This window comes from Bradyrhizobium sp. CCH5-F6, from assembly GCF_001556045.1.
Taxonomy (GTDB): Bacteria; Pseudomonadota; Alphaproteobacteria; order Rhizobiales; family Xanthobacteraceae; genus Bradyrhizobium.
This window is the reverse complement of sequence record NZ_LSIC01000174.1, coordinates 28,288-54,561: the sequence shown is the minus strand read 5'-3', so window position 1 is coordinate 54,561 and position 26,274 is coordinate 28,288. Positions and strand designations below refer to the sequence as shown.

Below are 26,274 nucleotides of genomic sequence, written 5' to 3'. Positions count from 1 at the left end.
CCAGCCACGGGCTGCCGACCTTGTTGTCGAGGCTGCCATGGCAGGAGCCGCAGGGCGCGATTCCCCGCAGCGGCGCGCCGTAGATCACGATGCGCGGTCTGGGAAGCTGCGGGGTCGGATGATAGGCCGGCAGCCGCGGCAGGTAGGCGTAGTACACGGCGACGTCGGCGATTTCCTGGTCGGTTAGGTTGGCGGCAAAGGGCGACATGATCGCGCTGGTCCGCGCGCCCGAACGGAAGTCGAGCATCTGCTTGTAGATCACGCTGGCATACTGGCCGGCGAGATTGGGGGAGTCGGCACGACTGAGTCCGGTCGGGCCGTGGCAGATGGCGCAGCGGTGCGCCAGCGTCGCGCCCCGCCCGATGGACTCCTGGCTCGGCCTGGCGAGCATCGTCGGGGTCAGGACCGCTTCGGTGAGGCGAGGTCCGACCTTGCCCGTCGCGACGGGAGCGGCCCGCTGCGGCAGCCCGGCTGCGCTGCAGATCGCGTCCCAGAGGCTGGCGAACTGAACTTCCTTCTGGAGGTATGGCAGCAGAATGAACCCGCCCAGCGCGGTCAGCACAAACAGCCCGGCAGCGATGCCGACGCCCGCCGAGAAGAACCGGTTGCGGAAGGTGAAGAGTTCGCGGGCACTCATCACTGCGCCCCCACGTAGATGGCGGGCACGGAAGTGTCGGAACGCGCGGCGAGCGTCATGATCGGGTAGCCGTAGTTCGTGACCGTCAGCCCGATCATCAGCGCCACCCAGATGGCGAATGTGTTCAAGGCCAGCGGGACCGAGCGGACCGGATGAACGGGTACGCTGAAGCGGTACTCGCCGACTTCGGTCGCTGGCTGCCGACGAGCGTTCGCCAGGATGAACAGGAATAGGAGACCGGAGACCAGGAGAATGAACGCGCCGATCGCCGACAGCGTCACCGAGAGCGCCTGCGGGGCGATCGCCGGGTCCGCGTAGTCGTAGTACGCCATGCGCCGCGGCATGCCCAGGATCCCGACCCAGTGCCACGGGAACGTTGTCACGATCATGCCGACGAACCAGAGCCAGAGCTGCGCGCGGACCAGGCTTAGGCTCGGCAGCGCGCGTCCAGTCAGATGCGGCCATAGATCGTAGGCGATGGCGAAGTACATGATGACGATGGCGCCGCCGAAAATCAGGTGGAAGTGGCCGGTGATCCACTGCGTATTATGGATGGTCGCGTCGAGCTGGTAGCTCATGTTGATCAGCCCGCCGGCATCCCCGAAACCGAGCAGCACGAACGAGAAGGCCACCGCCAGCATGATCGGGTTCTGCCATGGCAGCGCCCGGATCCAGCCGAAGGGACCGCGGCCGCCGCGCAGGCGCGCGGCGATCTCGACCGAGGCGCAGATCGTGAAGACGGTGAGCAGGGTCGGCAGAGCGACGAGCGCGGTGAAAGCCGAATGGATGAACTTGAAGCCGGCGCCGACCTGCGGGTCGGCGAAGGTGTGATGAATGCCGATCGGCATGGCCACCACCAGGAACAGGATGAAGGCGATCCGCCCCATGGTGTCGCTGTAGAGCTCTATTTCCGCGGGCATATCGAGCGCCGGAGCGCCCGACCCGCACAGAACGTAGGACGAACCTCGGTGGTTCACGATGACTCAGATCAGGCTCAATGCTTCGCCCGCGGGAAGGTCCGGATCGCCTGGGTTCGCTGATCCTTGCCGACGCTTGCGGGTGATTCATTGCGATAGAGACAGCGAACGATGATATCATCACGAATGGCGCGGCTGAACGCGCGCCCGTTCCCGAAATCCACCGCAAAAATCGTCGACCAGTCGCCGCGCGGCTCTCTTGCGGCGCCTAACCTCAACTTATCTCGGAATCTCGAACCGCATGCCCGACGGATCTTCGACCACTCACGTCTACCATCCCAAGCTCCTCGCCACTGTCGCCGAAGGCTAGGGTCTTGCCGATCTGCGGCGCGACGCGATAGCTGGGCTTGACGATCGCCGTCGTGGCGCTGCCGCTCTCGATGGCCATCGCGGTGGCTTCCGGCGTGACGCCGGAACGCGGTCTCTTCACCGCCGTCATCGGCGGTATTCTGGTTTCCGCTCTGGGCGGCAGCCGCTACCAGATCGGCGGACCGGCCGGTGCCTTCATCCTGGTGGCCGCGACCGAATCCCAATTCGGGGTGGATGGGCTGCTGCTGACCGTCATAGTTTCAGGCTTGATGCTGACCTGATCGGCGCTACCGGGCTGGGATCGTTAATCCACCACCTGCCCCATCCGGTAAGGTTCGGATTCACCTGCGGCATTGCTGGCACGATCTTCTCGAGCCAGATCCGTGATCTCTTCGGGCTCACCTTGGCCGGCTCTGAGCCGGGGCCGGTCGTTGGCACAGCGCTTCCCGGCCCTGAACTGGGCTGCCTCCGGCATCGGGGATCGGCACCGCCGACGTGATCTTCGCGCTGTGCCGTTGCGTCCGAACTGGCCCGAGGTACTGATCGCCATCGCATTGGCGCCGATGGTAGCTCTGTTCCTTGATCTGCCCGTTGGAGCAATCGGCAGCCGTTTCGGCGAAATCCCTCAGGGCCTGCCGCGACCGCACCTGCCGAATTTCTCGTTCGACCTCTTCGTCGAGGTCCTTCCCGCTGCCTTCTCATTCACCTTGCTTGGCGGCGTGGAAAGCCTACTGTCGGCCAAGGTCGCGGGCCGCATGACGGGTCGCAAGCACCGCTCCAACATGGAAATGGTGGCGCAGGGAATCAGCGTCACGGCACCATCGCGCACGGCCACCAACATCCGCGCCGGCGCGCTGAGTCTAGTCTCCGGCATGATGCAAGCAGCCTATCTGCTGCTCTTCATGAGGGTCGCAGCCCCGCTGGCGCAGTACATCCCGCTCGCGGCGCTTGCGGGCATCCTGGACGTCGTCTGCTGGTCGATGGCCGAGACGGAGGAATTCGTCCGGCTGGCCAAGGATTGGCGCAGCGCCGCCGTTCGTTCCAACATTCGTTTCTTGAAGGACTCACCTTCGGGATCGTTGCTGGTTGCGTCTTCGCAGCTGTGCTGGCCTGGCTGGCAAGTCCACAAGAGGAGGAAGATCCTTACAGGTAGCGAGGATCGCCGCTTGAGACCGGATCCGTTGATCTAGATCAACGATTCTGTTCGAACATCGACCACGCTTGGCGCATGAATAGGTCAGAACAAATCCCTTTTTTGAGGCCGGTCGCGATGTCGGATCCCGCATCGAAGCCCACGGCGGGGCGGCGGGACGAGGCGCTACGGATACTTGAGGAATATGCCGACGATCTGCGCCAGATCATTGCGAAGCTTCGCGGGCGGCTTCATTGAGGATGAGCACACTCGAGCGTTCGCGGGCGATGGCGCTTCCGCCTGTAACTCCGGTTTGCCAGAGTTCGTTCCGGCGAATCCGGATCAGGCGTCCATCTCCGTCAAGCGCTGACGATTGCGCAGTACGATCTGCCTGGCCCCGGTAGAGCCAAGCTCGGCACCGGTTGCCGCGAATCTGATCGTTGCATCGTTCGTCGCGGCAAAGCTTCAGAGGCAGATCGGAACGACGCTTTCGGCACGAGACGCTCGCGATGGTGTGCTCTCTCGCGGAACCGGTAGTTCTCCGGAGAGAACAGGAAGACGGTAAGACGAGCACGGAGGCATGGTGCTATCGGGGCGCTTCGCCTTGCGTCGCGCGCTGCTCGGTGGTGACGCCCCGCTGCAGCGGCGTCCTACTGCGTAAGCGCATCAATGGTCTTTTGCAATTTTGCAATGATTCTCTTTTCAGATTCGATGCTCTGACGCAGGTCGTCAACACACGGTGGTGCGCAGTCAGCTGTTCGAGCTGCTGCTGCTTCCAAGCGCTGAATCTGCTCGCGGCTTAGCTCGATGATGCCCTGAAGCTTTTCCTTCCAGTCAGCGGGGGCAGACATGGTTGGTGATCCGCGAAGTTGTTTCCGTCCGAGAGTGGTCGGAGTTGATAATGAAATTATTCCCAGTTTCCCGCCGAGCCCATTCCGGAAGAATACCGGATGACAAGCTGGCGCAGCAACTCGGCTATGAGCGCATCAAGCTGCGGGAATTGATGAAGAACCCTCGGTCATGACGGACTATGCGCGGGAGCTGTCTGGAAACCGTATGCGGCGCGCCTTGGAGCGAAGGCCGTGATCAATGAGCCGCTACCGGATCCGCGACCGACATGGTCGTGACGACGCGTCGTGGCAGCGGAACACCACTGGCAATACTCATACGATCTCCCAAGAACGCAACGGCCAGGATTGGTCACGTGAGCTTCGATGCATCGCGAGGCACGGGTCGAACGGCTGAGCCGTCGAACTTCCCACTGCAGAGTTGAGAGCAAGCAGGTGTTCACCTACCGCCAGTCGATGCGACAACCGTCCCCGGGCGTCTTCGCGTCGGGATTTGCCTTCTGTTGCTCCGTCCCTCTGGTTCAAACCGCCAAGGCCGTTCGCGGCGGGACAAGCGCCGTCAGAGCACAAGTCCCAAGACCAACCAGGTCGCAAGAGACAAACAGACGCCAATTCCAAGATACGGCAATGAAGTGAGCATCGGTCTTTCTCCAAGACGCGATGAAACACCGCTAGAAATCGCAGATTCCTGGACAAATGCCTAGCGGAATTGCACGCCGAGTGGGCAGCGGCCTGCAATGTCATTCGGCCCTCTAATTGCGGTTCATAGTCAAGCTTACATTTTGAACTCGCCCGTGGCACGATGGTAGTGCCCGCTTCGTCGGAGCTGGTCGGGGTTGCCGAGACGGCGCGGGCGCGGCTGATACATGCGCTGCTGGCCAGGCGGATCCTACGGGCTGGTTGATGTGTTCGCCGGGTCATGGTCCTTTCCGAGGTCGCCCAGCGCCTCATGATGATGTCCGGGTCGGACGCCTCAACGTCTGCAGCGGAGTACAGTCAAGCGCCACCCGCCGAATGAACGAGGTCGCCACAACACCGGCCCAGCGGACATCGCCAGTCCTCCTTCATTGGCGAGCATGCGCGGAACACGAGGGCTTCTTGGGCCTGCGAATTGCCTTCAGCATGGCTCGCGAAACCTGTCGCTAAAATTTGCGTGCTATGCATGCGCTTGTCATCGAGCAGGGCGATCATGCGCTTTCCCGCGCTGGCCGACATGCACAGACAGGCACGGACGTCCATGTTGAGAGTGGCGCGAACGAACCTGCTCTTATCGTGGCGACGAAACGACATCCGGTGACCTGACCGGCCGCAAGCGATCAGACCGACGCAATCGTGCCCAGACGTGCGATTAACTCATCGATCTCGTCCGCTGTCGTGTGTCTTCCCAGGCTAACGCGAATTGCCCCATGCCAATATTCTCCGGCACGCCCATCGCGGCAAGAACGGGCGAGAGCTGGATCCGTCCCGAGTGGCACGCCGAACCCGTCGATGTCGCGACATCGCTGAGCTGGGCCAGGATATCAGCGCCGATCTTGCCGACGAATGACACGTTGAGGGTGTTGGGTAAACGATGTGTCGCATGGCCATTGAGCACGACGTGATCGCCGAAACGATCTTGCAGCGCATGCCAGAATCCATCACGCAGAGCCCGGACGCGCTCCATGGGAGCGAGGTCCTGCCCTAATTCGGATGCTGCTCAGAGCCCAACCGCGAGTAACGCGCTCTCCGTCCCGGCACGGCGGCCCAGTTCATGACCAGCGCCGTGGATTAACGGCTCCAATTCGAGGTCACCGCGCACGTAGAGTGCACCGACGCCTTTCGGCGCATAAAGCTTATGACCAGCGATCGACAACAGGTCGACCTTGAGTTCGTTGACGTTGGTCGGGATCTTGCCAGCCGATTGCGCTGCATCGGTGTGAAAACGGATGCCATGCTCCCGCACGATCTTGCTGACCTCCTCGATCGGCTGGACGGTGCCGCCTCGTTGTTGGCGTGCATTATGCTGAGGAGGGTCGTCTGAGGAGCGATAGCGCGACGCACGTCATCAGGATCGATGCGGCCTGTTCGGTCCACCAGGACATAAGTAACTGAGGAGCCGAAACGCTCGAGAAATCGGCAGGGAGCGAGAACAGCCGGATGCTCGATTGCCGAGGTGATGACGTGCGCCCCTTGGCGGTTCGGCGCGAAGAACGTTGCCCTTGATTGCGAGGTTGTTTGCTTCGCTGCCGCCGCTGGTGGACACGATCTCCTCTGATGCTGCGCCAATCAGCGCGGCGACCTGGCCGCGGGCGCGCTCCAGGGCGGCCTTGGCCGGCGTGCTCGCCCAATGCCCGCTGGACGGGTTGCCAAAGGCTTGCTCCGAATGGCCGCATCGCCGCCGCGACTGCCGGATCCACGGGCGTGCTTGCGTTTTAGTCGAGGTAAATCGGCGGCATGCCCGCTCCAGATTCAAAACACCAATACCTTCTCAGCGGAAGCGGTAAGAGTCGCGAGTTCGGCCATGGTACTGCGTCTCATGCCACTCAGTACTTCCGCGTCAGTGAGCCCGCGGGCGTCCATGCAGGTGCCGCAAAGCAGGACTTGTCCTTTGCCCGCGAGAACGCCCTTCAGCATGCGCGCCACATTGTAATAGCCGTCCGGCGTCTTCTGGCCCGACTTCGCGGCCACTACTGCGTCAGCCATCAAGAAGACCGTTACGGTGATCGTTGGATCGCTCTTGGCAAGAGCGAGTGCGATGCGCAAGCCATTATAGGTCCGCTCGCTGCCGTAGGGCGGATCGTTCAGTATCAGCAGAATCTGCACGGTTGTTTCCTTTCCAACCAGGCAAGCCTGAGACGGCGCCCGAGTCACTCGCCGAGGAGGCGCCGCCGGTCCTCGAATTCCGCCTTGTCGATCTCGCCGCGCGCAAAGCGCTCCTTGAGGATATCGAGCGGTGTGCGGGCCGGCGGCAATTGATGCGGCGGATATGTTCCCGGCCATGGCCCGCCCAGCCAGCGAACGAGGGCGACCGCAAGGGCAACCAAGACCGCGAGAAACAGGATCATGAAAAACGGACCGAAGATCATGGGATACCATCCTCCGCCCCAACCCATCATGTGCGGACCCCAGCCGTAGTAGCGTTCGGTATCTGACGGCGCTTGCGCCTGCGCCCATACTGCGCTGGACAGGAGGGAGAGAGCGGCGACCGTCTGGATCAAGACTTTCTGCATCGGCTTGCTCCATCATTGAAGAAGAACAGCCTATTCCGCCGGTCGGCTCGCTTGTTGCGCGAGGTCAACCGAACCCGCCGTACGCTCCCGCATGAACACCGCCACGACAGCGCCGGAAAGGAACGTCAGGGCGGCGATCGAAACGATCGCCGCCGAAAGTCCGAATCTGTCCGCGATGAGGCCGGCCGACAGCGCTCCGATCGCGTAGCCGAGATCGCGCCAGAAGCGGTAGACGCTGAGCGAGCGCGCGCGCCAGCTTGGGTGCGAGGCGTCGGACACGGCGGCGATCAAGCTCGGGTACACCATGGCCGTGCCAAGTCCGAGCAACAGGCTGCCGACGAGCCACCATTCGAAACGGCTTGTCGCCGCCGTCAGGAACAGGCCCGCGGCCTGCACCCACATGCCAGCGACGATCAAGCCTTTGCGGCCCCAGCGATCGGACAATGGACCTGTAACGATCTGAAGAATGCCCCATGTTGCCGGATAGACGGCCTTCAAGATGCCGATCCGATCGACGTGGAGGCCGAACGACGCGAAGAACAGCGGAAAGATTCCCCAGCTCATGCCGTCGTTGAGATTGTTGACGAGGCCGGCCTGTGACGCTGCAAACAGGTTGCGATCCCTGAACGAAGTGAGAAGGAATATCTCGCGGAAGCTGATTGGGGCCGATTGCAGCGTATGGGCTGCTGTTTCCAGTCGGACGTGCTCCCGCGTATCGTGGACCAGCAGGATCGAGAGCGCCGCGCCGAGAATCGCATAGGCAATGCCGAGATAGATCGGCGTCGGCCGCAGTCCGTACTCCGACGCAAGATAGCCGGTAAGGTAGGCGGTCACGCCGACTGCGAGATAGCCGGCGAACTCGTTCAGGCCCACGGCCAGGCCGCGCGACTTCGGCCCGACGAGATCGATCTTCATGATCACGGTCATCGACCAGGCAAGACCCTGGTTGATGCCCAGAAGAGCATTGGCGGCGATGACCCATTCCCAGCTTGGCGCCCACATGATCATGAAGGGCACCGGAAGGCCGACGAGCCATCCGAGGATCAGAACCCGCTTGCGCCCCCACTTGTCGGCGAGTTGGCCGGAGATCAGGTTGGCGCACGCCTTCACGACGCCGAAGCTGACGATGAAGGAGACGACAAGTGTCGTCGAGCCGATCTTGAACTCTTCGGCGCCGATAAGCGGCACGACGGTTCGCTCGATCCCGACCATCCCGCCCACGAAGGCGTTGATCAGGACGAGGAGAGCGAACTGCGGCCAGTTTTCCTTCAATCCCAACCGGACGGAAGGCGCGCCTTGTGGGGCGGCTAACTCTTTGTTCATGGCATCAGGCCGCCGCGGCAGTGACGCCTGAATTGGCCGCTCTGATCTTCGCGGCTTCCGGCGGCGCCGCCGGAATCTCGGCGACCATGAACCGGACAAATTCGGCTTCATCCTCGATCATGAAGGCCTGGTTGTGCCGCTTCTCGAAGCCGATCGTGGACCAGGGCTTGCCGCTCAGCCGGCGACCGCAGACCGAACCCGCATAGGCGCCGGGCAGTACCTCAAGGTAGTCCGGCAGGCCCTTCAGCTTGCGTACGCTGCGAAACAGTTGCTTTGCGCCTTCCTCGGCGCTGGCGGCGAGTTCCGTGCGGCCGAGATCGCCGACCATCAGGGTGTGGCCAGTCAGGACGAACCAAGGTTCGTCAGCGCGCGTCCGGTCGGTCACAAGAATGCAGATGTGCTCGGGTGTGTGACCCGGCGTGTGGAGAACCGTTGCCGTGACGTTGCCGAGCGAAAGGACCTCGCCGTCGCCTGCAGCTTTGAACGGAAACGACACGCCGGCGGCCCACGAGAGCACGTAGGCCGCCCCCGTTGCGTCCGCGAGCGCCCGGCCCGCCGAGAGGTGGTCGGCATGAACATGCGTATCGATCACGTAGTGAATGCGCATGCCGGCATTGTCGGCAGCCTGAAGATAGGGCTGGATATCGCCGACTGGATCGACGACCGCGCAGGTTGCCTTGCCGCCGCAGCCGAAGAGGTAGGAGATGCCGACGGGATCGCTATGCAAGAACTGGCGGAGGATCATGGGCTTGCACTCCTCTCTAAGAGCGACTAGATAACATTCAATCGATCTGCTGAATGATATATTCAGGAGCTGCCGTGTCAAGTACCGGGCCCAAACATGCGATCTATGAGAATCTCGCCGAGGTGGCGCAGGCATTGGGCCATCCGCATCGGCTTGAGCTGTTGGAGCACCTCGCCCAGGGGGTGCGCAGCGTCGAGGAGCTGTCGGCCCGCGCGCATCTGACATTCGCCAACACCTCCCGCCATTTGCAGATCCTAAGGCGCGCGCGCCTCGTCGAGACGGAGCGCCGCGGCAAACACGTCCTCTACCGCCTGGCCGGCGAGGCCGAAGTGGTCGCGCTGATGAAGGCCCTGGGTCGAGTCGGTGAGCGAAATATCGCCGAGATCGGCCGCGTCGTGACCGACTATTTCCACGCCCGCGACGCGCTCGAGCCGGTCTCGCGAGATGATCTCGTCGCAAGGTTGCACGACGATCTCGTCACCGTGCTCGATGTCCGTCCCGAAGACGAGTTCGCTCTTGGCCATCTGCCGGGCGCGCTCAACATCCCGCTTGCCGAACTGGAACGACGCCTCGGCGAACTTCCGAAGGGCCGCGAGGTGATCGCCTACTGCCGCGGCCCCTATTGCGTCCTTTCGTTCGAAGCCGTCGCAGCGCTCCGGACGCGAGGCTATTGCGTCCGTCGGCTCGAGGACGGCTATCCCGAGTGGAAAGCCGCCGGCCTGCCGGTCGAATCCGTCGCTTGAGTCAAGCGGACCTGGTGCATCATGGATGATAAGCCTTATCGCGCAGAACCCGCTTGGCCGATTGTCAGCGTCAAGGACCACAACACGCCCTCGGTGTTTCGGCCCGAAGCCCTTTTGAGGGAGGCGCGCCGGCAGAGGCAGTTGCCGCTCGTCGCTGTCCCCGAAATTTGCGTGCTCGATCCGGACGGTGATGTCGTCCGCCACCTCAAGGGGACCGGCGCCGGCCGGATCCATGAAGGTTGGGCCTGCTATCACACCGAGCTTCTTGCCTTCGATCTCGACGGCATCGGCGAAGTCGGCATCGTCGGCTGCGCCGTCGGCGCACCATTCGCCGTGCTGGTCGCCGAGCAGCTCTTTGCTTCCGGTTGCCGGCTGCTCGTCAGCGTCACCTCAGCCGGACAAATCACGCCGATCGGGCCGACGCCATACTTCGTCCTGATCGACCGCGCGCTGCGCGACGAGGGGACGAGCTACCATTATCTACCGGGCTCCACATTCGCCGAAGCACCTGACGCGCCGCTTCTCGCGCGTGTCGAGCAGGCCGGACGGGATCTGCCCGGCATCACCCTGCATCGGGGCGCAACGTGGACCACCGATGCGCCTTACCGCGAAACCGAGGCCGCGATCGCGCGGGCACACGATCTGGGCGCGCTCGCCGTCGAGATGGAAGCCGCGGCTCTCTATGCGTTCAGCGCGACGAGCGGCCGTCCCGTCGTCTGTTTCGCGCACGTCACGAATACGATGGCGCAGACGGTGGGCGACTTCGAAAAGGGCGAGGCTGACGGAGCGAAAGCGACGCTTGCGGTAGTCGCCGCTGCGGCTCGCGGCTGGTCGGCGACTCGAACAGCAAGTTGAATAGCTGTAGAATTGAGAATGCTTTGGCATGTGCACCTGAACCCGACCAATTCGTCGTGGCTCAATCAGGCCGATCGCTTCTTCGCGCTCTTTACCGATAAGAAGATCAGGCGCGGCGTCTATCGGAGTGTCGCCGCCCTCAGGGCGGACATCACCTCGTTCATCGAACGACACAACGCCGATCCCAGACCGTTCCAATGGAGCAAGTCAGCCGATGATATCTTTGCTTCCATCGAGCGCTTCTGCGGTTACAATGCCCCGGTATAACACGACGCGAATTGCGAACTTCTGGGTTCAGGACACTACTAGATCGTCGGTGGCCCCTCGCGATGGACGGCTACGGCGAGCCTCGAAGGTCGCAATGGAACGTCTGGACTGGATTCACCATCGGCGGCGGGATGCAAGTCAAAGCCCAAGGAGAGGAACTGGGCTACGACCGTGCCACTCTGACGGAGATGCCCGACTTCGAGAGGGCGGGCATTTCCGATGCTGTCCGAACAGGTCACTCGACCTTGGTGACGGCTGCGGCGAGCAATTTGATGCGATCCAGCAGCAGCGCAAACGCCGCTGCCGCAACGAACAGCCCCACGACGAATTGCCACGGCAGCGGCCACATCAATGTGCCGGTCAGGACGAGCCCTGAAATGACCGCGACGTCCGCCGCGGACGACGCAAGCACCCACTTTCCGGGCTTGGAATTCCACATGCTCCTGCGCTCGCGCAAAGAGTAGAGAACGGCCTGATTCCCGAATACCAGGGTTGCGAACGCGAGTGTCTGCAGCTCGCCCTGGGCGAGACCGAGTCGGAATTTTCCGAACGCAAGGATCGACGTGGAGAACGCGAGCTTGCAAGCGCCGACCAAGACAGCTACGCGCGTGATGCTGCCCATGCGCCAAACGCTGGGAAGGAGGCTGGCATGGCGCGGTCGGTGGTGAGCGACATGCTGAGAATATCGTTGGTCAGGAACAGAAGCACCATCAGCGCCGGCGTCAGGATCGCGCGTTTCCCGTGAGTGCCAGTCCCGTCGCCAGGAACAGCACGATCTCGACTTTCTTGACCAGCATGTTGAAGGCGTAGGTCAGGAGCCGCTGGAAGCCTATCCGTCCCCCCGGACGGCAGACACGATTCCGGCGAGCCCCGGCTCGGTCAAGACCATTCCGGCTGCCGCCTTGGCCACGCCCGTTGCCGACGCTACTGCAATCCCGATCTGCGCTTGCCGAAGCGCGGGTGCGTCATTCGTCCCATCGCCGCACATGCCGACCACGTGCCCGTGGCCCTGCAGCGCCTCCACCAGCTTGAATTTCTGCTCGGGCACGACGCGAGCGAACACGCCGAGCACGTCTGTGCTCATGTCTTCAGTGAGGCTGTCGGCTGGACAGAGACCGCCTTCAATTCCGACGGCGCGGGCGATGGCAGCGCCGGTTGTCGCGGAATCACCCGTGACCATAGCAGTGCGCACGCCCATGTCGCGCAGATCGGCGATGAAGGACCGGGCCTCCGCGCGCGGTGGATCGCTGAGTGCGATGAGCCCGGCGAGTTGCAGCGAAGAGCCTGAATCGCCAGCAGCAACCGCAATCACGCGGTGGCCTTGACCTGCAAGCAGATCAACCGACTGCCGGGCGGTCTCAGGAACCTTCGCGATGCGCGATACTACTTCGAACGCGCCCTTGACGATGCGGCGCTCGGGCCCGTCGGCCACGGCAGTCACGGCCTCCGACATCTTGGTGGCTGGATCGAACGGGACGAAGCGGATTGGCCGGCCGAGCGAACTTGCGCTTCGCTCCCGTGCGGCTGTCCAGATCGCGCTGTCGATTGGATCCGGGTCGGCGGCTGCGCTCGCCTGGGCGGCCAGCGCCAGCACGTCATCGCGGCTGAAGCCGGGAAAGGTAACGACCTCGGCGACCGCGATCTCGTTACGGGTGAGAGTTCCGGTCTTGTCGGCGCACAGCACATCCATGGCAGCGGCCTCATGCGCCGCCGACAAGCGAGTCAGCAGCACGCCTCGTCTGGCGAGTGCCTGAGCGGCGAAAGCGGCGGACAAGGTGAACGTCGCAGGCAAGCGACCGGGATGGTCGCGAGCAGCGCGGTCAAAGCGAGCCGGATCAGCTCCGAGAGCGGGAGCGCCATGACATATCCGGCGGCGATGATGAGAAGCGCCACGCCGCCGTTGATGAGCGAGAGATTACGGGTCACGGCAAGGACCGCCGCCTGCTCGGTGCCTTCGGCTTTCGCGACGCGCACCAATTCCGCGGTCCGCCCGAAATAGCTCTTCGCTCCTGTGGCCGTAACCTGGGCGGTTGCCAGCCCGCGGCGAACGAGACTGCCGGCATAGACTGCCCCGCCGGCGACGGCTTCAACCGGAACCGGCTCGCCGGTCAGCATCGACTGGTCGACCAGCGCAGATCCGGACGCAACCCGAGCATCTGCGGGCACCACGGCGCCGAGCGCCAGCGACACGACGTCGCCTGGCACCAGATCGAACGCCGAAATTCGGGTCCATTTGCCGTCGCGCAGCGCGAGCGCGGTGGGAGCCAGCCGCTTTTTGAGCGCCGCCAGCGCGCGACCTGCGCGGCTTTCCTGCGTAAAGCCAAGCGTCGCATTGAAGAGGAGGAGCCCGGCGATCGCTGCACCCTCGACTTCTCGGCCGCGCCAGATCTCGAGGACCATCGGGCTTCGAGCAGCCACGGGATCGGCGACCAGAATTTGGCGAGAAAGGCCAGCCAGCGCGGCTCGGCTTTCTCCGGGATGGAGTTGAGGCCGAACTGGGCCAGCCGCTGCGCGGCCTCGGCTGATGTCAGACCAGGGGCTCCGAGGTGTCCCGGATCTCTCTTTCGACCACTCCCATGGATCATGCGGCTCCAAGTGGGTTCGGCGCATGCGGAAACTTGCCTCGGCCGCTTCTGCGACCCATTGATTCTCATCAACTTCCGCCGTCGGCGAAGGTGGTACCGAACGGTGCTGCCAAGGCGCGGACCTTCCCCATGCGCACAAGGATCTCGAGGCGAACGAGAGCTGGCACCGGAATATCCGCCCAGTCGACCTCGGCGGGCTCAGTGAACCGCATGCTGTGAGCCGCTCCGTGCCGACGCGCGACGCAGCAAACCCCTCTCACCAGCCGGCAAGGTCTCTTCGAGCGCGAACCTTCTCGCCGTACTCCACCGCCGCCAGCGCTCGGTGCCCAACACATTAACCTGCATTCGCTACGTCACCTTAAAGCTAGACTTAAAGTCAAATCCTTAGGCCGCCTATCAAACTATGCAAGGCGGCCGACGGAGGATCCAGCGGAATCGCAGATACCGACGCAATTCCATCTAGCCAGAAAAGAAATGGCCTGCGCCAACGTGCCGGAGAAGCATCCGAACGGTCAGCTCTGAGAAGGTGAGGTCGATGGGCACTGATGCTCCTTCAGCCTGACCTCAGCCTCAGCCGCCACGCAGGGCTTCAAGATCGGGCTTACTGGAGAGTGCCTGCGCGCCGCCTATGGCGGCGGCACCGCAGGCGAGTGCCGTCGCGACGGCCAGCGCCAAGTAAGACCAGGGAATGGAAAGGGCTTCCGGAGGCGGATCGAATACGCCGGTTAGGATCATGACCAGCGCCTCGGCAAGACCAAAACCAGCCACGATGCCGAATATCGCGCCTCCGATGACGACCAACAGGCCTTCGCTCCATAGAAAAACGCCAAGCTGACCCGGTCGCGCACCCAGCGCCGTGAGTATTGTAAAATTGCGTCGCCGCTCAGCGAGACCCAGCGCCATGATCAACCCGGTGACGCCCACGATCATCAAGACGGAAAATCCGAGCTCGAGGGTGGTGAGGCCCTCCAGATTGATTGCCGTCAGGCTCGAACTGATGATGGCCTGGGTTTCTCCGAGGGTTGTGACCTTCATGCCCGGCAGTGACGCAGCGGTTTGGCGCGCTGCCGGCGCAACACTCTCGGCATTCGCTGAGGTCCGCATCAGGACCACCTCGGCCGCGTTTGATCCGGTCTTCTCTGCGATGTAGTTCGCGTTGGCTACAAGAAAGGAATCCTTCGGAGCCGTCGGAAACTCCCGGGCGACCCCTATAAACAGGAATGGCACGACGTGATATTGATGATCAGCGGCACTTTGCAGCCGGAGGTTCAATCGATCTCCGGGCTGCAGTTGGAAATCGTTGACGGTCTCCTGCGAGACCAGGACGCCATCGGGCGTCTCGGCCAGAAGGGCGAGGGTCTTGGCGGCGTTCCCGCCCGCAAAGTACGCGTTCGAGATCGTGGTCGCCTTCCCGATATGGGCGGGGTTGATTCCGAACAGGTCCTGCAGGTCGGAGCCGACATAGGCGAAGCGGTGCATCATCGGCTCGGCTGCGACGACTCCGGGAATGGCTTGCAGGTCCTTCAGCAAGGCACCTGCCGGATGGGCTGACGTTCCGGTGACCGTCACGTCCGCGCCATTGGTCAGTTCCGCATCAACGTGGGACTGGGCATTATAGGTCGTGTTGAAAATCGCGGTGGCCGTGGCGAACGCGAATGCAAGCGCGACCAGTGCGCTTCCGCGCGCAATGCGCACGCGCTGGCGGGACAACGAGGCAGCGACAAGCGGAGAGAGATCGAAGGACAGTGACGCTATTGCGACGGCAAGAGCACGCCGGCCGGGTCCAAGCATCAGGCTGTATAATCGTACCGACAAGAGACCGAGGCCGAGCCACAAGCACAGTGGCGCGAGAAACGCCTCGTAGTGCACCGAGGTCTGCGCAACACCTTCAGGCGCCAAGACGATCTCATAGCCGCTCTTCGCCGTGCTCCAGAAGGCGATGGCACCCAGGATGATGAAGGCAAGGTCCAGATAAAGGCGTTGCCAGAGCGGGATGCACTGCTGATTCGCGTCGAGGCGCGCCGCCGATACCGTCAAGAGCTTCGCGTCGCGCCAGGCGGGCACCAGGAAGGCTGCCATGGCGAGAACAAAACCAACGCCAGCGGCCAACGCGAACCACGGGATTGCGAGACCAAGGCTTGCGAGATGCCACCAGGCAATTGCCGTTGTGCCAGCAAGAGCAAGACCTAGCACGATCGCCAGCAGTCCGATCGCTGCGGCTTCGGTCCCGGCTAAGCCCAAGACCTGCAACAAGGATGCCCCACGTATCCGGAGCAATGCCTGCTCGCGGCGGCGGCGATCAGAGCCGGACGCCGCGACCGCAAACGTAACCAGGAGAGCAAGGACGATGCCGGGAACTCCGAGAAAGAGAAACAACACCCGGGCATAGAGCGCGTCAGCACGCACGCCGTCGAGCCGCGCGGCAAGGTTGTTGGCGATGACGGCGCTGCCGGCAACTCTGGCTTCGAGATTATTTGCCATCCGCTGTGCCTGGATGAACGCGGCGCTCGGGTCGGGTGGCAAAGCATTGCGTGCGAGCTGGACATGGATTTCGGTCTTCACCGTGTCGGGCCGAGCCGCCTTTTGTGGATCAAAGATGGCCTGCCACTCGGCCATGGGCATGAGCAGGACGTTATCCGGCGGCGCCTGAGGAGCAATGCCCTTGGCAAGGCCGATCGCCTGGAACATCGAGTCGGCGTTCGGCAGTGCGACGACGCCGGCGATCGTCACGTCGACCGGTGCCGCACCGATCCGGTCGATCGTAACGGTATCGCCCGGAGCGACGTGAAGATTGGCGGCCGTTTGCGAGGCGATCAGAACGCCGTCCGCTGAGCCGAGAATGGAGCGAATTTGATCTGGAAAATGATTGCGATAGCCCGCCTCAAGACCGAGCACCTTGCCCGGTCCCGTCGTCTGAGAGGTATCGCCGGTCGTGGCCGCGAAGCCGGCGCTGTCGGCATAGCCGACCGGTGCGAGCGCCGTGGTGGTCGCAGCCTCGCCGACCGCCTTGGTGACGGCTGAGACGTCTGCCCCCGGAGCGATCAGGACCTGCCAATCGACGGGCACGCCGGCCACCGCACGCCGCTCCATGCTCTCCGAGGAGGCGACGATGAACGCCCCCAGCGCGCCCAGCAGCCCCACGGTCAGCGCCACTCCCGCAACCGCCGCCAGAAGACGGCCCGATCGCGCGGCGACAAGCCCCTTAAGCCACAGCCTGATCATTTGCACACCCTATCTGCGGTGCCCGAAGGGTCCCGTGGTCCATAAGCCAGGTAACTTTCATCCGTTCCGCAACCATGGGATCGTGGGTTGCGATGACAAGTGCGGCATCGCTCCCATCGATTGAATTGAGCAAGGTCTCGATGGTTTGGCGTGCGGTCGGCTGATCCAATTGGCCGGTCGGCTCGTCGGCCAGGACGAGCCGAGGTTTGAGGACGACCGCCCTCGCAAGTGCCACGCGCTGCGCTTGGCCACCCGACAATTCGTCGGGCAGCTTGTCGGCGACCGCTGCAAGGCCAAGCTCCTCCAGTATGTGCATGGCTACCTTCCTTGGTCCTCTCGATACGCCTCCGACCAGGCGCAAGGGGACCTCGACATTCTCAACCGCACTGAGGGTTGGGATGAGACTCGGTGCCTGAAACACCATGCCGATATGCTTGGGGCGCAGTGCACCACTTGGGCCGAGGGCCGGCCACGTCAGTTGGCCGGTGCTTGGGCGATCGAGGTCCGCCATGAGGTGAAGAAGGGTGGATTTTCCGCTTCCCGAGGGGCCAAGCAGCGCAATGCGGTCGCCCGAACGGACCTGGAAGGATGCTGGCCGTAGGGCATAGACATCCATATTTCCCTGCTGGAAGCGACGCGTCACGGCGGCCCCTTCGATAAGAAGGTCAGGCATCGACGACCCTCCCATCCCGAAGTTGGACAATTCGATCGGCTCGGTCGGCGAGCGGTCGGCTGTGCGTTGCGACCAGAATGCCTGTTCCCGCCTGCCGTTGTTCGTTCAAGAAATCGAGAATAAATCCTTCGGTGGCGGCATCGACCTCTCCTGTCGGTTCGTCCGCCAGGAGCACACGCGGGCGGGCCGCCAGGGCGACGGCAAGGCCTGCTCGCGCCAATTCGCCGCCCGACAATTGCCCGGGACGAGCGCCCCATCGCTCTGCGATGCCGACACTCCGCAACAGTTTTTCTGCCCACGCAGGATCTTTCCTGCGTGCCAGCAGCATCGGCAATTTGACGTTGTCGCCAACGGACAAGGTTGGGAACAGGTTACTCGACTGCATCAACACGCCAACACTTGCGGCTCGTCGCTTCGCTCGCTCTGCTTCGGGAAGCCGCGTCAGACGCTCACCGAGCAGCTCGACGTGACCGCCATCAGGTTCATCGAGGCCCGCGAGGCAAGCAAGCAGGGTCGATTTCCCGCTGCCCGATGGCCCCATCAGCGCCACCATCTCGCCGGCTTCAATCCAGAGGCTGACACCGCGCAGAGCGAGGGTCTCGGACTCGCGGGTATGGAAGAAGCGGTAGAGGTCGATGGCTTCGAGGACAGTCATCTAGCGCCACCTGAAGCTCTTGGCCATCAGTAGCCACTGATCGGCATTGTCTGCCCCGAAAGGAGCCGACAGCGTCAAGGTGACGAGCTTGCCGTCCTTCCAGAAGAAGTAGCGCTCGTTCTCAAGGCGAACCGCCTTGTTGGTCACCGCGTTTGGCTCGGAATTCGACCCGTAGGAAACGACGATCGCACTGCCCGATGGCAGTGAGGTCGGCTTGACGCTCGAGACACGAACCGCCTTGCCGGATCGCTCCAGGTCGGCGACCTCCTTCTGCTTCACATTGTTCAAATCGATCGATCCGGCGCGCTGTGCGACGGTGAGTTCAATGGTGTTGTATTTGTCGCTGAAAACAACGCTATCGGATGCTTCACGCCGCGCCCACCCTTCCGGAACCTTGATCGTGAACCCAAGCGGTGACTGATAGTCGATGAAGACTTGATTGTCGGGAATGTCGCCTGGTGGGTTCTTCTCCGGCTTAATCGGGTTCTCGCGTGCCGGCAGGGGCGTCGCTCCCTGCGCCAATCCCGGCATGGGTGCAACTCCGATGGGACTCGAGACCAAGCCTATCGCGAGCCACGCGGCTGCCTTCTTCATTGATATCTCCCGTCGACCATCGGTTGGTAAGCCATGACCGAGCATAGAGAACGCGAGCTCTCCGGGATTTCGCCGGGACTATACGAATTTGTAATCTCAGATCGCTACCCGGGTGAGGTTCGGTCGTGTGAACGAGCACAAATCCGTCTTATTCTGGTACGTGTGTTGATCGGGGGCGACGCAACGGAGTGACGCGCTATGCGTGAATTTCTCTTGGCAACGGCAATTGCAGCCGTCGCGGCGACGAATGCCCAAGCGGCCGAAACTACTGGAACTGTCCGCAGCGTGAATACGAGATCGGATTCCATCACATTGAGTGACGGGACGACCTATTCGTTGCCCGAAGGCATCGAGGCTGAATCTGTGAAAAGTTGGAGAGAAGGTCAGGATCAAATTTTCTTCTAGTCACAATCAGAATCGAGCCTCTTCCCTGGTCAAGGCGAAGTAACCTGCCCGTTGGTGGACAGAGCGATCACGCTGCGAATGCCAAAAGGGTCAGCGCTGTGAGTCCGAAGGCCCAGCAGTAATAGGCAAAAGGATTTAGCGCCTGGGAATCGTGTGACACGAAAACCGCATCAATACCCAGTCCGAAAGTAAGGCAATCGCGCCGGCGAGTGCTCCCGATGCGATTGCCAGTCCGGTGAATGCCGCCCGCGTCTTGATGCCCCATCTTTCGGACTTCGAGTACCGCAGCGCCGAAGATGATCGGGGTAGCGATGAGGAAATGAGAAATGGGCCGCGGCACATGCTGGGGCTCGACCCTCAGAGAATACGATGACAAATGCAGAAACGGCGACACGAACAACCCCGGTTGACGAACGCAACAAGACCGCAAAGAGCGATAGCAAGCTGACCACGGCCCGTCAGTTTTAACGGCCCGGTCCTGCCGCTTTCGTATGCTGGCGCGACCGCCGGGATGAGCGATGCGCCTCAACATACTCCCAAAAGCTATTGTCCATCGCATTTGTCTTGCTCAGGAGATAGGGAAAATGCCCGTAGACCAGCGAAAGCTGTTGAGCAGCTTCATCGGCCGATTTGCCTTCCACTTCGGCGACGTAAAGAGCCGCCACCAGACCCGATCGGTCAGCGCCGCCTTGGCAGTGAATGAGGAGTGGCTTGGGGGCGTCGCGAACGATTTTGAGAATTTCATGGATCTGCTGTGATGTGACAAGACGGCGCGCTCCAATGCCGTAATCAAAGTGCGTTACGCTCATGCTTCGAGAGATAGCGATTTCGTCGTCGTACCAGGATGTATCAGAATTATCCCCTCGTAGGTTTAAGATCGACCTTATCGCGTACTCGTTGATTACCCGCTCAAACTGGCTCTTGTTAAGTTGCGCCGAGCGGTAAAGTTGTCCGTCTTCTACGACATGAACGTTGCCCAACAGCTGGATGATACCGCAATAGGACGCGATAGACGTCACGATGAGCAGCAGCATGGTGAGGGCTGCGATGTTCGCGGTACGACGGCAAGCCCACCAGAGATTTGAGGTGATAATGGCGTCTGATTCAGTCATGAGATTTTTTGGGGGGCAACTGGAATCACTCGACTTGTCATCGGGCAGAGCCCGACTCGGATGAAAACAGGCGCGATCGCGGGCTGGGTTGTGACGCAAAAGGCGATGATCGTCGGCGACGAGCCAAGCCGATAGGCCCCCCGGGCCAGCATTGGCCCGGATGTAAATCCGACGGACTCGACCAAACCAAGGCAAGCCGCGCGCTTCCCTTGTTCATTGGTGTTCAGCCGGCTACCGGTGATTCGCCATGGCCGAGCATACGGGCCGCAAGCTCTCCGGGATTTTGCCGAAACTATACGAATCCGTAATCTGATTCGAACTGCCGCGGTCGGGACATACGCTGGAGCTGGCGTGTATATGTTGAGGGCCGAGCATCGTAGGCTGAGCAGGCTGGTCGGGCTCGGCAGAGGCCGAGTTCACAATCACGCGTAACGTTCCATGCCCGTCGCCGCCACCTTACATACCTGGACCCATTCGGCTCCCTCTTTCTTGGCGGCATTCCTCGCCTCGCTTGTCGAATTCGTCGAAGCGCTGACCATCGTGCTGGCGGTCGGAATTGTGCGCGGATGGCGCCCTGCACTTGTTGGCACGGCAGCCGGCACCGTGCTTCTCGCCGCGATGATTGTCCTGCTCGGGCCATTACTGGGACAGATACGAATCGAGATTCTTCAGTTGGTAATCGGATTCTTGTTGCTGCTATTCGGGATGCGGTGGCTGCGCAAGGCAATCCTCAGAGCGGCAGGCATTATCCCGCTGCACGACGAAATCGCGGCTTTCTCCTCGGAAGTCATCCAACTCCGCTCCGCCGGGCCGATGGCCACCATCATGCTCGACCCGATTGCGGTCGGGACGACTTTCAAGGCCGTCGTGCTCGAAGGCACCGAAGTGGTCTTCATCGTCCTTGCAGTCGGTGCTCCCGGCAATGCGCTGATACCGGCGAGCGTTGGAGCCGCCGCTGCGTGCGTTCTGGTCATCGCTCTCGGTATCGTCTTGCATCGGCCGCTATCTCGTGTCCCGGAGAACGCCCTCAAATTTGCCGTTGGCATTTTGATCTCCGGGTTCGGAGTTTTCTGGGTCGGCGAAGGACTCGGCTTTGAGTGGCCGGGTCGCGATCTTGCGCTGATCCCGATGTTCGCGTTGCTCCTCACGACATCGCTGGTCGGGGCGCAACTCGCTCGGCGGGCGACCGTGCCATCCGGAGCCAACAAATGAGTTCTCTTTCTGGCGTGCTGCGCCAGCTTTGGCGGTTGTTCGTCGATGATGGCAGCCTCGCTGGTACGCTTGTGATCTGGTGTGTGGGCGCCGGGTCCGTTCTTCCGCATTGGATAACATTCGGCGGCTGGAACGCCCCAATCCTGTTCGTCGGATGCATTGCGATACTGCTCACAAATATTATGCTGGCGGCGCGACACCATCGCTCACGGAGACGAACGAATACCAATGCTGAGTGAGCAATCGCCTTCGAGGTTAGTAGATCGATGCAATTGGACTTACCGGTTGATGAGCAATCCATTTCAGGAAAAGAACCTTCGCCTCGCATTTCGGATTAGCCTCACGATCAAGGACGTCTTCGCTCTACTGGAGATATTCGCTGGCATCACCGCGCATTTCGTCAGCCAGCAGTTCCTTTTGAGCGCCATCCTTGCAATAACCCGCGAAGAGCTGACCGAAGATCCTGGCGACGTCGTCGTGCGCTATCTGCTCCAGACGGCACACAGCTTCTCGCTGGACACCCAAAATTTCGCGTCGATGTATCTGCTCAGCCACGGAATAACCAAAGCCCTACTCATTGCCGGACTGCTGCGCCAAAAGCTGTGATATTACCCAGCGGCAATTGTCGTATTTGTGTCCTTCATTCTCTATCAGCTCTACAGATTTACCCATACCCATTCGGTCTGGCTCTTGCTGATCACGCTATTGGATGTAGTCGTGATTTGGTTGACATGGCACGAGTACCGCTATTTGCAAAAGCATCATGCAGCGATCGGCCCATAGCCCCGGACAATTCATGCAGTCGCCGGCCTTGCCGTTGCCAGGTGCCTCAGTGATTCAGGGCAATCAATCGCCGCGCATCGCCCTAGCTGCTGTCTCACCGCCAAAGGTATCCTTTGAGTCCTATTTCGCCGGCGCGGGGATCGTCGAGGCAGGCACGGGAAATATCGCCCATCGGAGTGTCGGTTTCCGGCATTAGTGGCGGCCGGCGAACCGCGCTTCAAGATCGACGATTTAGGGCAAGGACCACTCCTGCCGGCCCTCGCCAGAGTGAAAGTGGCACAGGCAAATCTTGCGACGACAAAGAACCTGCTCAAAGCTGGCAAAGGATTGAGCGTCGCAGGCTCTATCAGCACTATCGATGTGGACAACAGCCGGTATGACAGGAGGCTTTCAATGACCCACATCTAGCCGAGTGCGCTTGGACTGTGCCAACATCTGCGACCCCGCCAGACGGCCTCCGACGAGGAGATGATCTGCAGGATGCTCGACATATGTGCCGCGACGTGCCGGCTCATGGCCGACGAAGGGGAGGGCACGCCCAAAATGCATGAGCATTCCCGGACCTGCAGCCGATGCCGGCGTACACGAGCGCTTGCGGGGAAGTCGGGCGCGGCAGAATTCACTAGTCGCCTGCCCACGAAGGGCCCTAGAGGGTGTGCGCGTGACTACCGAACTGAGTGGGGCGCGGAGGCCACTAAGATGCCCTCCGATGTGGGACCAAGGCCGAAGAAATTGGCCTGTGCCCGATCATTCGGCCGCCCGAGGCATTCCACTTCGTTCAAGAACAGAACTAATCTGCTGTCGCCTCGTGAACCTTGCGTAGAGTGCTGGTAGTACCACAAGCGTGAGTACTGTCGCCGTCAGCAATCCGCCGATGACGACCGTGGCAAGCGGCTTCTGCACTTCCGCGCCCGTCCCTGTTGCCAGCGCCATCGGCACGAAGCCGAGCGAGGCCACGAGAGCTGTCATGACGACGGGGCGAAAGCGTGTCAGGGCTCCGTCGCGGATCGCCCGGACAGGCGCCACCCCTCGCTCGATCAGCGACCGAATCTGGGTCAACATCACCAGACCGTTGAGCACGGCTACACCGGACAATGCGATGAAGCCGACAGCTGCGGATATGGAAAACGGCATGCCGCGCAGCCACAAAGCCGCAATTCCGCCGGTCAGGGCGAGCGGCACGGCGCTGAAAACCAGTAGCGCATCGCGTGCCGACCCGAGCGCCCCAAAGAGCAGCAGGAAGATCATCGCGAAGCATCCGGGGACGACGATGGCGAGCCGCTGGCGCGCGACCGAGAAGTTCTCGAACTGTCCGCCCCAGGCCAAGTAGCTTCCTGGGGACAGCTTCACCCCTTCCGCGACCTTTTCCTGCGCTTCGGTGACTAGCGATCCGATATCCCGCCCGCGGACCTCTGCGGTGGCGACGACGCGCCGTTTGCCGTTCTCTCGGCTGATCTGGTTGGCCCCTTCGGTCTGCTCGAACGACGCGACCGCACGCAGGGGTACGGTCGCCGCCGGTGCGGTCGGATTCGAATGCGGCAACGGCACCGGGAGGTTCTCAAGCGCGGAAATGTCGCCGCGCAGCGCGTCGTTCAGCCGAACTACGATCTGGAAGCGCCGATCCCCCTCGAACACCAGCCCCGCTGCGCGCCCGCCGATAGCGGTCTCGATCAGGTCTTGGACGTCTGCGAGATTGAGGCCGCGCCTTGCGATTTCGGCCTTGTCGATCTTGATGTCAAGGAACGGCAGTCCGGTGGTCTGCTCGACCTTCACGTTTTCGGCGCCATCGATCTTCCGCAGGACGTCCGCAATGCGGGCTGCCGTACGCTGCATGTCCGCGAAGTCGTCGCCGAACACCTTGACGCCGAGGTCCTCCCGGACCCCCGCAATCAGTTCGTTGAAACGCATCTCGATCGGCTGCGAGAAGCCGACCTTGTTGCCGGGAAGCTTGGTCGCCTCCGCCTCGATGGCCTGGATAAGATCGTCCTTCGTCATCGCGGGGTCCGGCCATTCGTTTTGCGGCTTGACGATAATGTAAGTATCCGACGCGCTCGGCGGCATCGGATCGGCCGCCAGATCCGGTGTACCTGTGCGGGAGAACACGAACGCCACCTGCGGGAACTTGCTGATCACCTTCTCGATCTCGAGCTGCATGGCCTGCGACTGGGCCAGCGCCGTACTCGGCACGCGCTTCACTTCCATGACGATGTTCTTCTCGTCGAGGGTCGGCGTGAATTCCTGCCCCAGGCGGGAGAACAGGAGCAGCGAGGCCGCAAAGAGCACAGCGGCCGACGTGACGACCAGGCCGGGACTGGCGATACTGCGCGCCAGGATCGGAGCGTAGACGTCCTTCAGCCAGCGAACGAGTAAGTTTTCGCTCTCCCTTACCGGCTTGGTGAGGGCGATCGCGGTCGCAGCCGGGACGAAGGTCAGGGAGATCACGAAGGCAGTCGCCAGCGCGATCATCACAGTCAGGGCCATCGGCTCGAACGTCTTGCCCTCCACGCCCGTGAAGGCGAGCAACGGGACGTAGACGAAAATGATGATGAGCTGACCGTAGACGGTCGGCCGGATCATCTCCACAGCGGAATCGGAGACCGTCTTAAGGCGTTCGTCGCGGCTCAAGACCCGTCCCAGGGCGACTTGCCGCTCGGCGAGGTGCCTGAGGCTGTTCTCGCAGATGATCACGGCACCGTCGACGATCAGGCCGAAGTCAAGTGCGCCGAGGCTCATCAAGTTCGCGCTGATGTGCCCCCGCAGCATGCCCGTTGCGGTCAGCAACATGGTGATTGGGATGACGCACGCAGTGATCAGGGCCGCGCGGAAGTTACCCAGCATCAGGAACAGCACTGCGATCACCAGCAAAGCACCTTCGGCCAGGTTGGTCGCGACGGTGTGGATCGTTGCGTCGACGAGTTGCGTGCGGTTGAGCACCGTCCGGGCGTGGATGCCCGGCGGCAGCGTCTTGCCGATCTCCTTGATCTTGGCGTCCGCAGCGGCAGCAACGGTGCGGCTGTTCCCACCTATCAGCATGAGGGCCGTTCCGAGCACCACCTCGCGTCCATCGACGCTGGCGCTGCCGGTTCTCAGCTCTTTACCGATAGTGACGTCGGCGATGTCGTTGATCCGGACCGGAACCCCGTTTCGGGTCGAGACCACGATCTGTCCGATGTCTTCGACGTTCTCAACGCGCCCGGCGGCGCGGACCACGTAACCCTCGCCATTCTGCTCGATGTAGTTGGCGCCCCTGCTGGCGTTGTTCGCTTCGATCGCCTCGATGACTTGCTTGAACGAGAGCCCGTAGCCGACGAGCCTCGCTGGATCCGGCTGCACCTGATACTGCTTCACGAATCCGCCAATCGCGTCGGCGCCGGCCACGCCCGGTACCGTCTTCATCTGCGGCCGGACGATCCAGTCCTGCACGGTCCGCAAGTAGACCGTCCGTCGAAAGTCGTCAGTCAATCTCTCGCCTTCCGGCGTGAGATAGCTGCCATCGCTCTGCCAGCCCGGCTTGCCATCACGCACGGGCGCCGTGGCGCCGGGCTTTTCGTATTCGACCGCCCACCAATAGATCTCGCCGAGGCCGGTCGAGACCGGCCCCATCTTCACTTCCACCCCCGGGGGCAACGAGGATTTGGCGTCGTTGATGCGCTCGGCGACGAGCTGCCGCGCGAAGTAGATGTTCGTGCCGTCCACGAAGACGACGGTTACCTGAGCGAAGCCGTTCCGGGAGAACGATCGCGTCGACTCCAGGCCAGGAATGCCGGCCAGCGCCGTCTCCAGCGCGACCGTGACCTGCTTCTCGATCTCGACCGGCGTCAGCGCCGGCGCCACCGCGTTCACCTGCACCTGGACGTTGGTCACGTCCGGCACGGCGTCGATCGGCAGCTTTGTCAGCGACCAGAGGCCGGTCGCCGCAGCGACCAGCACTACCAGCAGAACCAGCCAGCGGCGCCGGACGGAGAATTCGACGATACGCGCGATCATC

At 62.2% G+C, this 26,274-nt stretch carries 26 protein-coding genes and 5 pseudogenes; 9 read left to right on the top strand and 22 right to left on the bottom strand.

Annotation, left to right across the window (positions count from 1 at the left end):
• A partial coding sequence (locus AX729_RS29560; RefSeq protein WP_061027707.1) for a c-type cytochrome occupies positions 1–637 on the bottom strand: 637 nt, incomplete at its 3' end.
• Positions 637–1,539 (bottom strand): annotated as a pseudogene (locus AX729_RS29555) (cbb3-type cytochrome c oxidase subunit I); the annotation flags it as partial. The pseudogene AX729_RS29555 and the gene AX729_RS29560, both read right to left, overlap by 1 nt.
• A 422-nt stretch (positions 1,540–1,961) precedes the next feature.
• Between AX729_RS29555 and AX729_RS41365 the strand changes: the two are divergent.
• Genes AX729_RS41365 through AX729_RS41360 form a run of 3 tightly spaced genes read left to right on the top strand, consistent with a single transcriptional unit; the run spans position 1,962 to position 3,113 of the window.
• A complete protein-coding gene (locus AX729_RS41365; RefSeq protein WP_245325451.1) occupies positions 1,962–2,204 on the top strand; it encodes a SulP family inorganic anion transporter in 243 nt (80 codons plus the stop codon).
• Complete coding sequence (locus tag AX729_RS41695) at positions 2,141–2,422, top strand: SulP family inorganic anion transporter (RefSeq protein ID WP_349643773.1); 282 nt, start codon at positions 2,141–2,143, stop codon at positions 2,420–2,422. The genes AX729_RS41365 and AX729_RS41695 overlap by 64 nt, the downstream gene beginning before the upstream one ends.
• Positions 2,355–3,113, top strand: coding sequence for a SulP family inorganic anion transporter (locus tag AX729_RS41360; RefSeq protein ID WP_245325450.1), 759 nt, complete (start codon positions 2,355–2,357; stop codon positions 3,111–3,113). The genes AX729_RS41695 and AX729_RS41360 overlap by 68 nt, the downstream gene beginning before the upstream one ends.
• Before the next feature lie 592 nt (positions 3,114–3,705).
• Here AX729_RS41360 and AX729_RS29545 read toward each other — a convergent pair.
• The 10 genes and pseudogenes from AX729_RS29545 to AX729_RS29520 form a co-directional block, all read right to left on the bottom strand.
• Positions 3,706–3,906, bottom strand: coding sequence for a hypothetical protein (locus tag AX729_RS29545; RefSeq protein WP_061027706.1), 201 nt, complete (start codon positions 3,904–3,906; stop codon positions 3,706–3,708).
• A 993-nt stretch (positions 3,907–4,899) separates the two neighbouring features.
• Complete coding sequence (locus tag AX729_RS40115) at positions 4,900–5,094, bottom strand: hypothetical protein (protein ID WP_156457280.1); 195 nt, start codon at positions 5,092–5,094, stop codon at positions 4,900–4,902.
• Positions 5,095–5,251: 157 nt separating this feature from the next.
• Positions 5,252–5,566, bottom strand: a complete 315-nt coding sequence (locus tag AX729_RS41355) for a hypothetical protein (protein WP_245325449.1) — start codon at positions 5,564–5,566, stop codon at positions 5,252–5,254.
• A 33-nt stretch (positions 5,567–5,599) separates the two neighbouring features.
• Positions 5,600–5,845: an aminotransferase class V-fold PLP-dependent enzyme gene (locus AX729_RS41590; protein ID WP_283807824.1), complete on the bottom strand. Its 246-nt coding sequence runs from the start codon at positions 5,843–5,845 to the stop codon at positions 5,600–5,602.
• A gap of 98 nt (positions 5,846–5,943) precedes the next feature.
• Positions 5,944–6,168 (bottom strand): annotated as a pseudogene (locus AX729_RS41585) (hypothetical protein); the annotation flags it as partial.
• Positions 6,158–6,355: pseudogene (locus AX729_RS41580) on the bottom strand (cysteine desulfurase); the annotation flags it as partial. The pseudogenes AX729_RS41580 and AX729_RS41585, both read right to left, overlap by 11 nt.
• Positions 6,352–6,705 carry a DsrE/DsrF/TusD sulfur relay family protein gene (locus AX729_RS29535; RefSeq protein WP_061027712.1) on the bottom strand — a complete coding sequence of 118 codons (354 nt, stop codon included), beginning with the start codon at positions 6,703–6,705 and terminating at the stop codon, positions 6,352–6,354. The gene AX729_RS29535 and the pseudogene AX729_RS41580, both read right to left, overlap by 4 nt.
• Before the next feature lie 44 nt (positions 6,706–6,749).
• The gene (locus AX729_RS29530) at positions 6,750–7,112 is read right to left on the bottom strand and encodes an SHOCT domain-containing protein (RefSeq protein WP_061027705.1); all 363 of its coding nucleotides are present in this window, start codon (positions 7,110–7,112) and stop codon (positions 6,750–6,752) included.
• A gap of 30 nt (positions 7,113–7,142) precedes the next feature.
• Positions 7,143–8,435, bottom strand: coding sequence for an MFS transporter (locus tag AX729_RS29525; protein ID WP_061027704.1), 1,293 nt, complete (start codon positions 8,433–8,435; stop codon positions 7,143–7,145).
• Positions 8,436–8,439: 4 nt separating this feature from the next.
• Complete coding sequence (locus AX729_RS29520) at positions 8,440–9,180, bottom strand: MBL fold metallo-hydrolase (RefSeq protein WP_061027703.1); 741 nt, start codon at positions 9,178–9,180, stop codon at positions 8,440–8,442.
• A gap of 74 nt (positions 9,181–9,254) precedes the next feature.
• Here AX729_RS29520 and AX729_RS29515 point away from each other — a divergent pair, with 74 nt between their 5' ends.
• From AX729_RS29515 to AX729_RS40110, 3 genes are read left to right on the top strand one after another with little or no spacing between them, the layout of a single operon-like run.
• A complete protein-coding gene (locus AX729_RS29515; protein WP_061027711.1) occupies positions 9,255–9,923 on the top strand; it encodes an ArsR/SmtB family transcription factor in 669 nt (222 codons plus the stop codon).
• Between the two features lie 21 nt (positions 9,924–9,944).
• Positions 9,945–10,778 carry a nucleoside phosphorylase gene (locus AX729_RS29510; protein ID WP_061027702.1) on the top strand — a complete coding sequence of 278 codons (834 nt, stop codon included), beginning with the start codon at positions 9,945–9,947 and terminating at the stop codon, positions 10,776–10,778.
• A gap of 18 nt (positions 10,779–10,796) precedes the next feature.
• A complete protein-coding gene (locus AX729_RS40110; RefSeq protein WP_061027701.1) occupies positions 10,797–11,045 on the top strand; it encodes a hypothetical protein in 249 nt (82 codons plus the stop codon).
• A 235-nt stretch (positions 11,046–11,280) separates the two neighbouring features.
• Here AX729_RS40110 and AX729_RS40745 read toward each other — a convergent pair whose 3' ends face one another.
• The 8 genes and pseudogenes from AX729_RS40745 to AX729_RS29480 form a co-directional block, all read right to left on the bottom strand.
• Positions 11,281–11,667: a hypothetical protein gene (locus AX729_RS40745; RefSeq protein ID WP_197433706.1), complete on the bottom strand. Its 387-nt coding sequence runs from the start codon at positions 11,665–11,667 to the stop codon at positions 11,281–11,283.
• Positions 11,668–11,874: 207 nt separating this feature from the next.
• Positions 11,875–12,819 (bottom strand): HAD-IC family P-type ATPase, encoded by a 945-nt coding sequence (locus tag AX729_RS40740; RefSeq protein ID WP_197433705.1) that lies wholly within the window; start codon positions 12,817–12,819, stop codon positions 11,875–11,877.
• Positions 12,768–13,445 carry an HAD-IC family P-type ATPase gene (locus AX729_RS40735; protein WP_197433704.1) on the bottom strand — a complete coding sequence of 226 codons (678 nt, stop codon included), beginning with the start codon at positions 13,443–13,445 and terminating at the stop codon, positions 12,768–12,770. The genes AX729_RS40740 and AX729_RS40735 overlap by 52 nt, the downstream gene beginning before the upstream one ends.
• Before the next feature lie 65 nt (positions 13,446–13,510).
• Positions 13,511–13,630, bottom strand: a pseudogene (locus AX729_RS41350) (cation-transporting P-type ATPase); the annotation flags it as partial.
• A gap of 570 nt (positions 13,631–14,200) precedes the next feature.
• A complete protein-coding gene (locus AX729_RS29495) occupies positions 14,201–16,783 on the bottom strand; it encodes an ABC transporter permease (protein WP_245325448.1) in 2,583 nt (860 codons plus the stop codon).
• A 49-nt stretch (positions 16,784–16,832) separates the two neighbouring features.
• The gene (locus tag AX729_RS29490; protein WP_061027699.1) at positions 16,833–17,525 is read right to left on the bottom strand and encodes an ABC transporter ATP-binding protein; all 693 of its coding nucleotides are present in this window, start codon (positions 17,523–17,525) and stop codon (positions 16,833–16,835) included.
• Entirely contained in the window at positions 17,518–18,180 is a 663-nt protein-coding gene (locus tag AX729_RS29485) for an ABC transporter ATP-binding protein (RefSeq protein WP_061027698.1), read from the bottom strand. The genes AX729_RS29490 and AX729_RS29485 overlap by 8 nt, the downstream gene beginning before the upstream one ends.
• A complete protein-coding gene (locus tag AX729_RS29480; RefSeq protein WP_061027697.1) occupies positions 18,181–18,774 on the bottom strand; it encodes a hypothetical protein in 594 nt (197 codons plus the stop codon).
• Between the two features lie 198 nt (positions 18,775–18,972).
• Between AX729_RS29480 and AX729_RS39075 the strand changes: the two genes are divergently transcribed.
• A complete protein-coding gene (locus AX729_RS39075; protein ID WP_082770572.1) occupies positions 18,973–19,179 on the top strand; it encodes a DUF1344 domain-containing protein in 207 nt (68 codons plus the stop codon).
• A 464-nt stretch (positions 19,180–19,643) separates the two neighbouring features.
• Here the strand turns inward: AX729_RS39075 and AX729_RS29475 are convergent, their stop codons facing one another.
• Positions 19,644–20,291 carry a tyrosine-protein phosphatase gene (locus tag AX729_RS29475; RefSeq protein ID WP_061027696.1) on the bottom strand — a complete coding sequence of 216 codons (648 nt, stop codon included), beginning with the start codon at positions 20,289–20,291 and terminating at the stop codon, positions 19,644–19,646.
• 438 nt (positions 20,292–20,729) lie between these two features.
• Between AX729_RS29475 and AX729_RS29470 the strand changes: the two genes are divergently transcribed.
• Positions 20,730–21,503, top strand: coding sequence for a COG4280 domain-containing protein (locus tag AX729_RS29470; protein WP_061027695.1), 774 nt, complete (start codon positions 20,730–20,732; stop codon positions 21,501–21,503).
• A 228-nt stretch (positions 21,504–21,731) separates the two neighbouring features.
• Positions 21,732–22,286 (top strand): annotated as a pseudogene (locus AX729_RS41345) (DUF2127 domain-containing protein).
• Positions 22,287–23,033: 747 nt separating this feature from the next.
• Here the strand turns inward: AX729_RS41345 and AX729_RS29455 are convergent.
• Positions 23,034–26,273: an efflux RND transporter permease subunit gene (locus AX729_RS29455; RefSeq protein ID WP_061027693.1), complete on the bottom strand. Its 3,240-nt coding sequence runs from the start codon at positions 26,271–26,273 to the stop codon at positions 23,034–23,036.
• Between the last annotated feature and the right edge of the window lies 1 nt (position 26,274).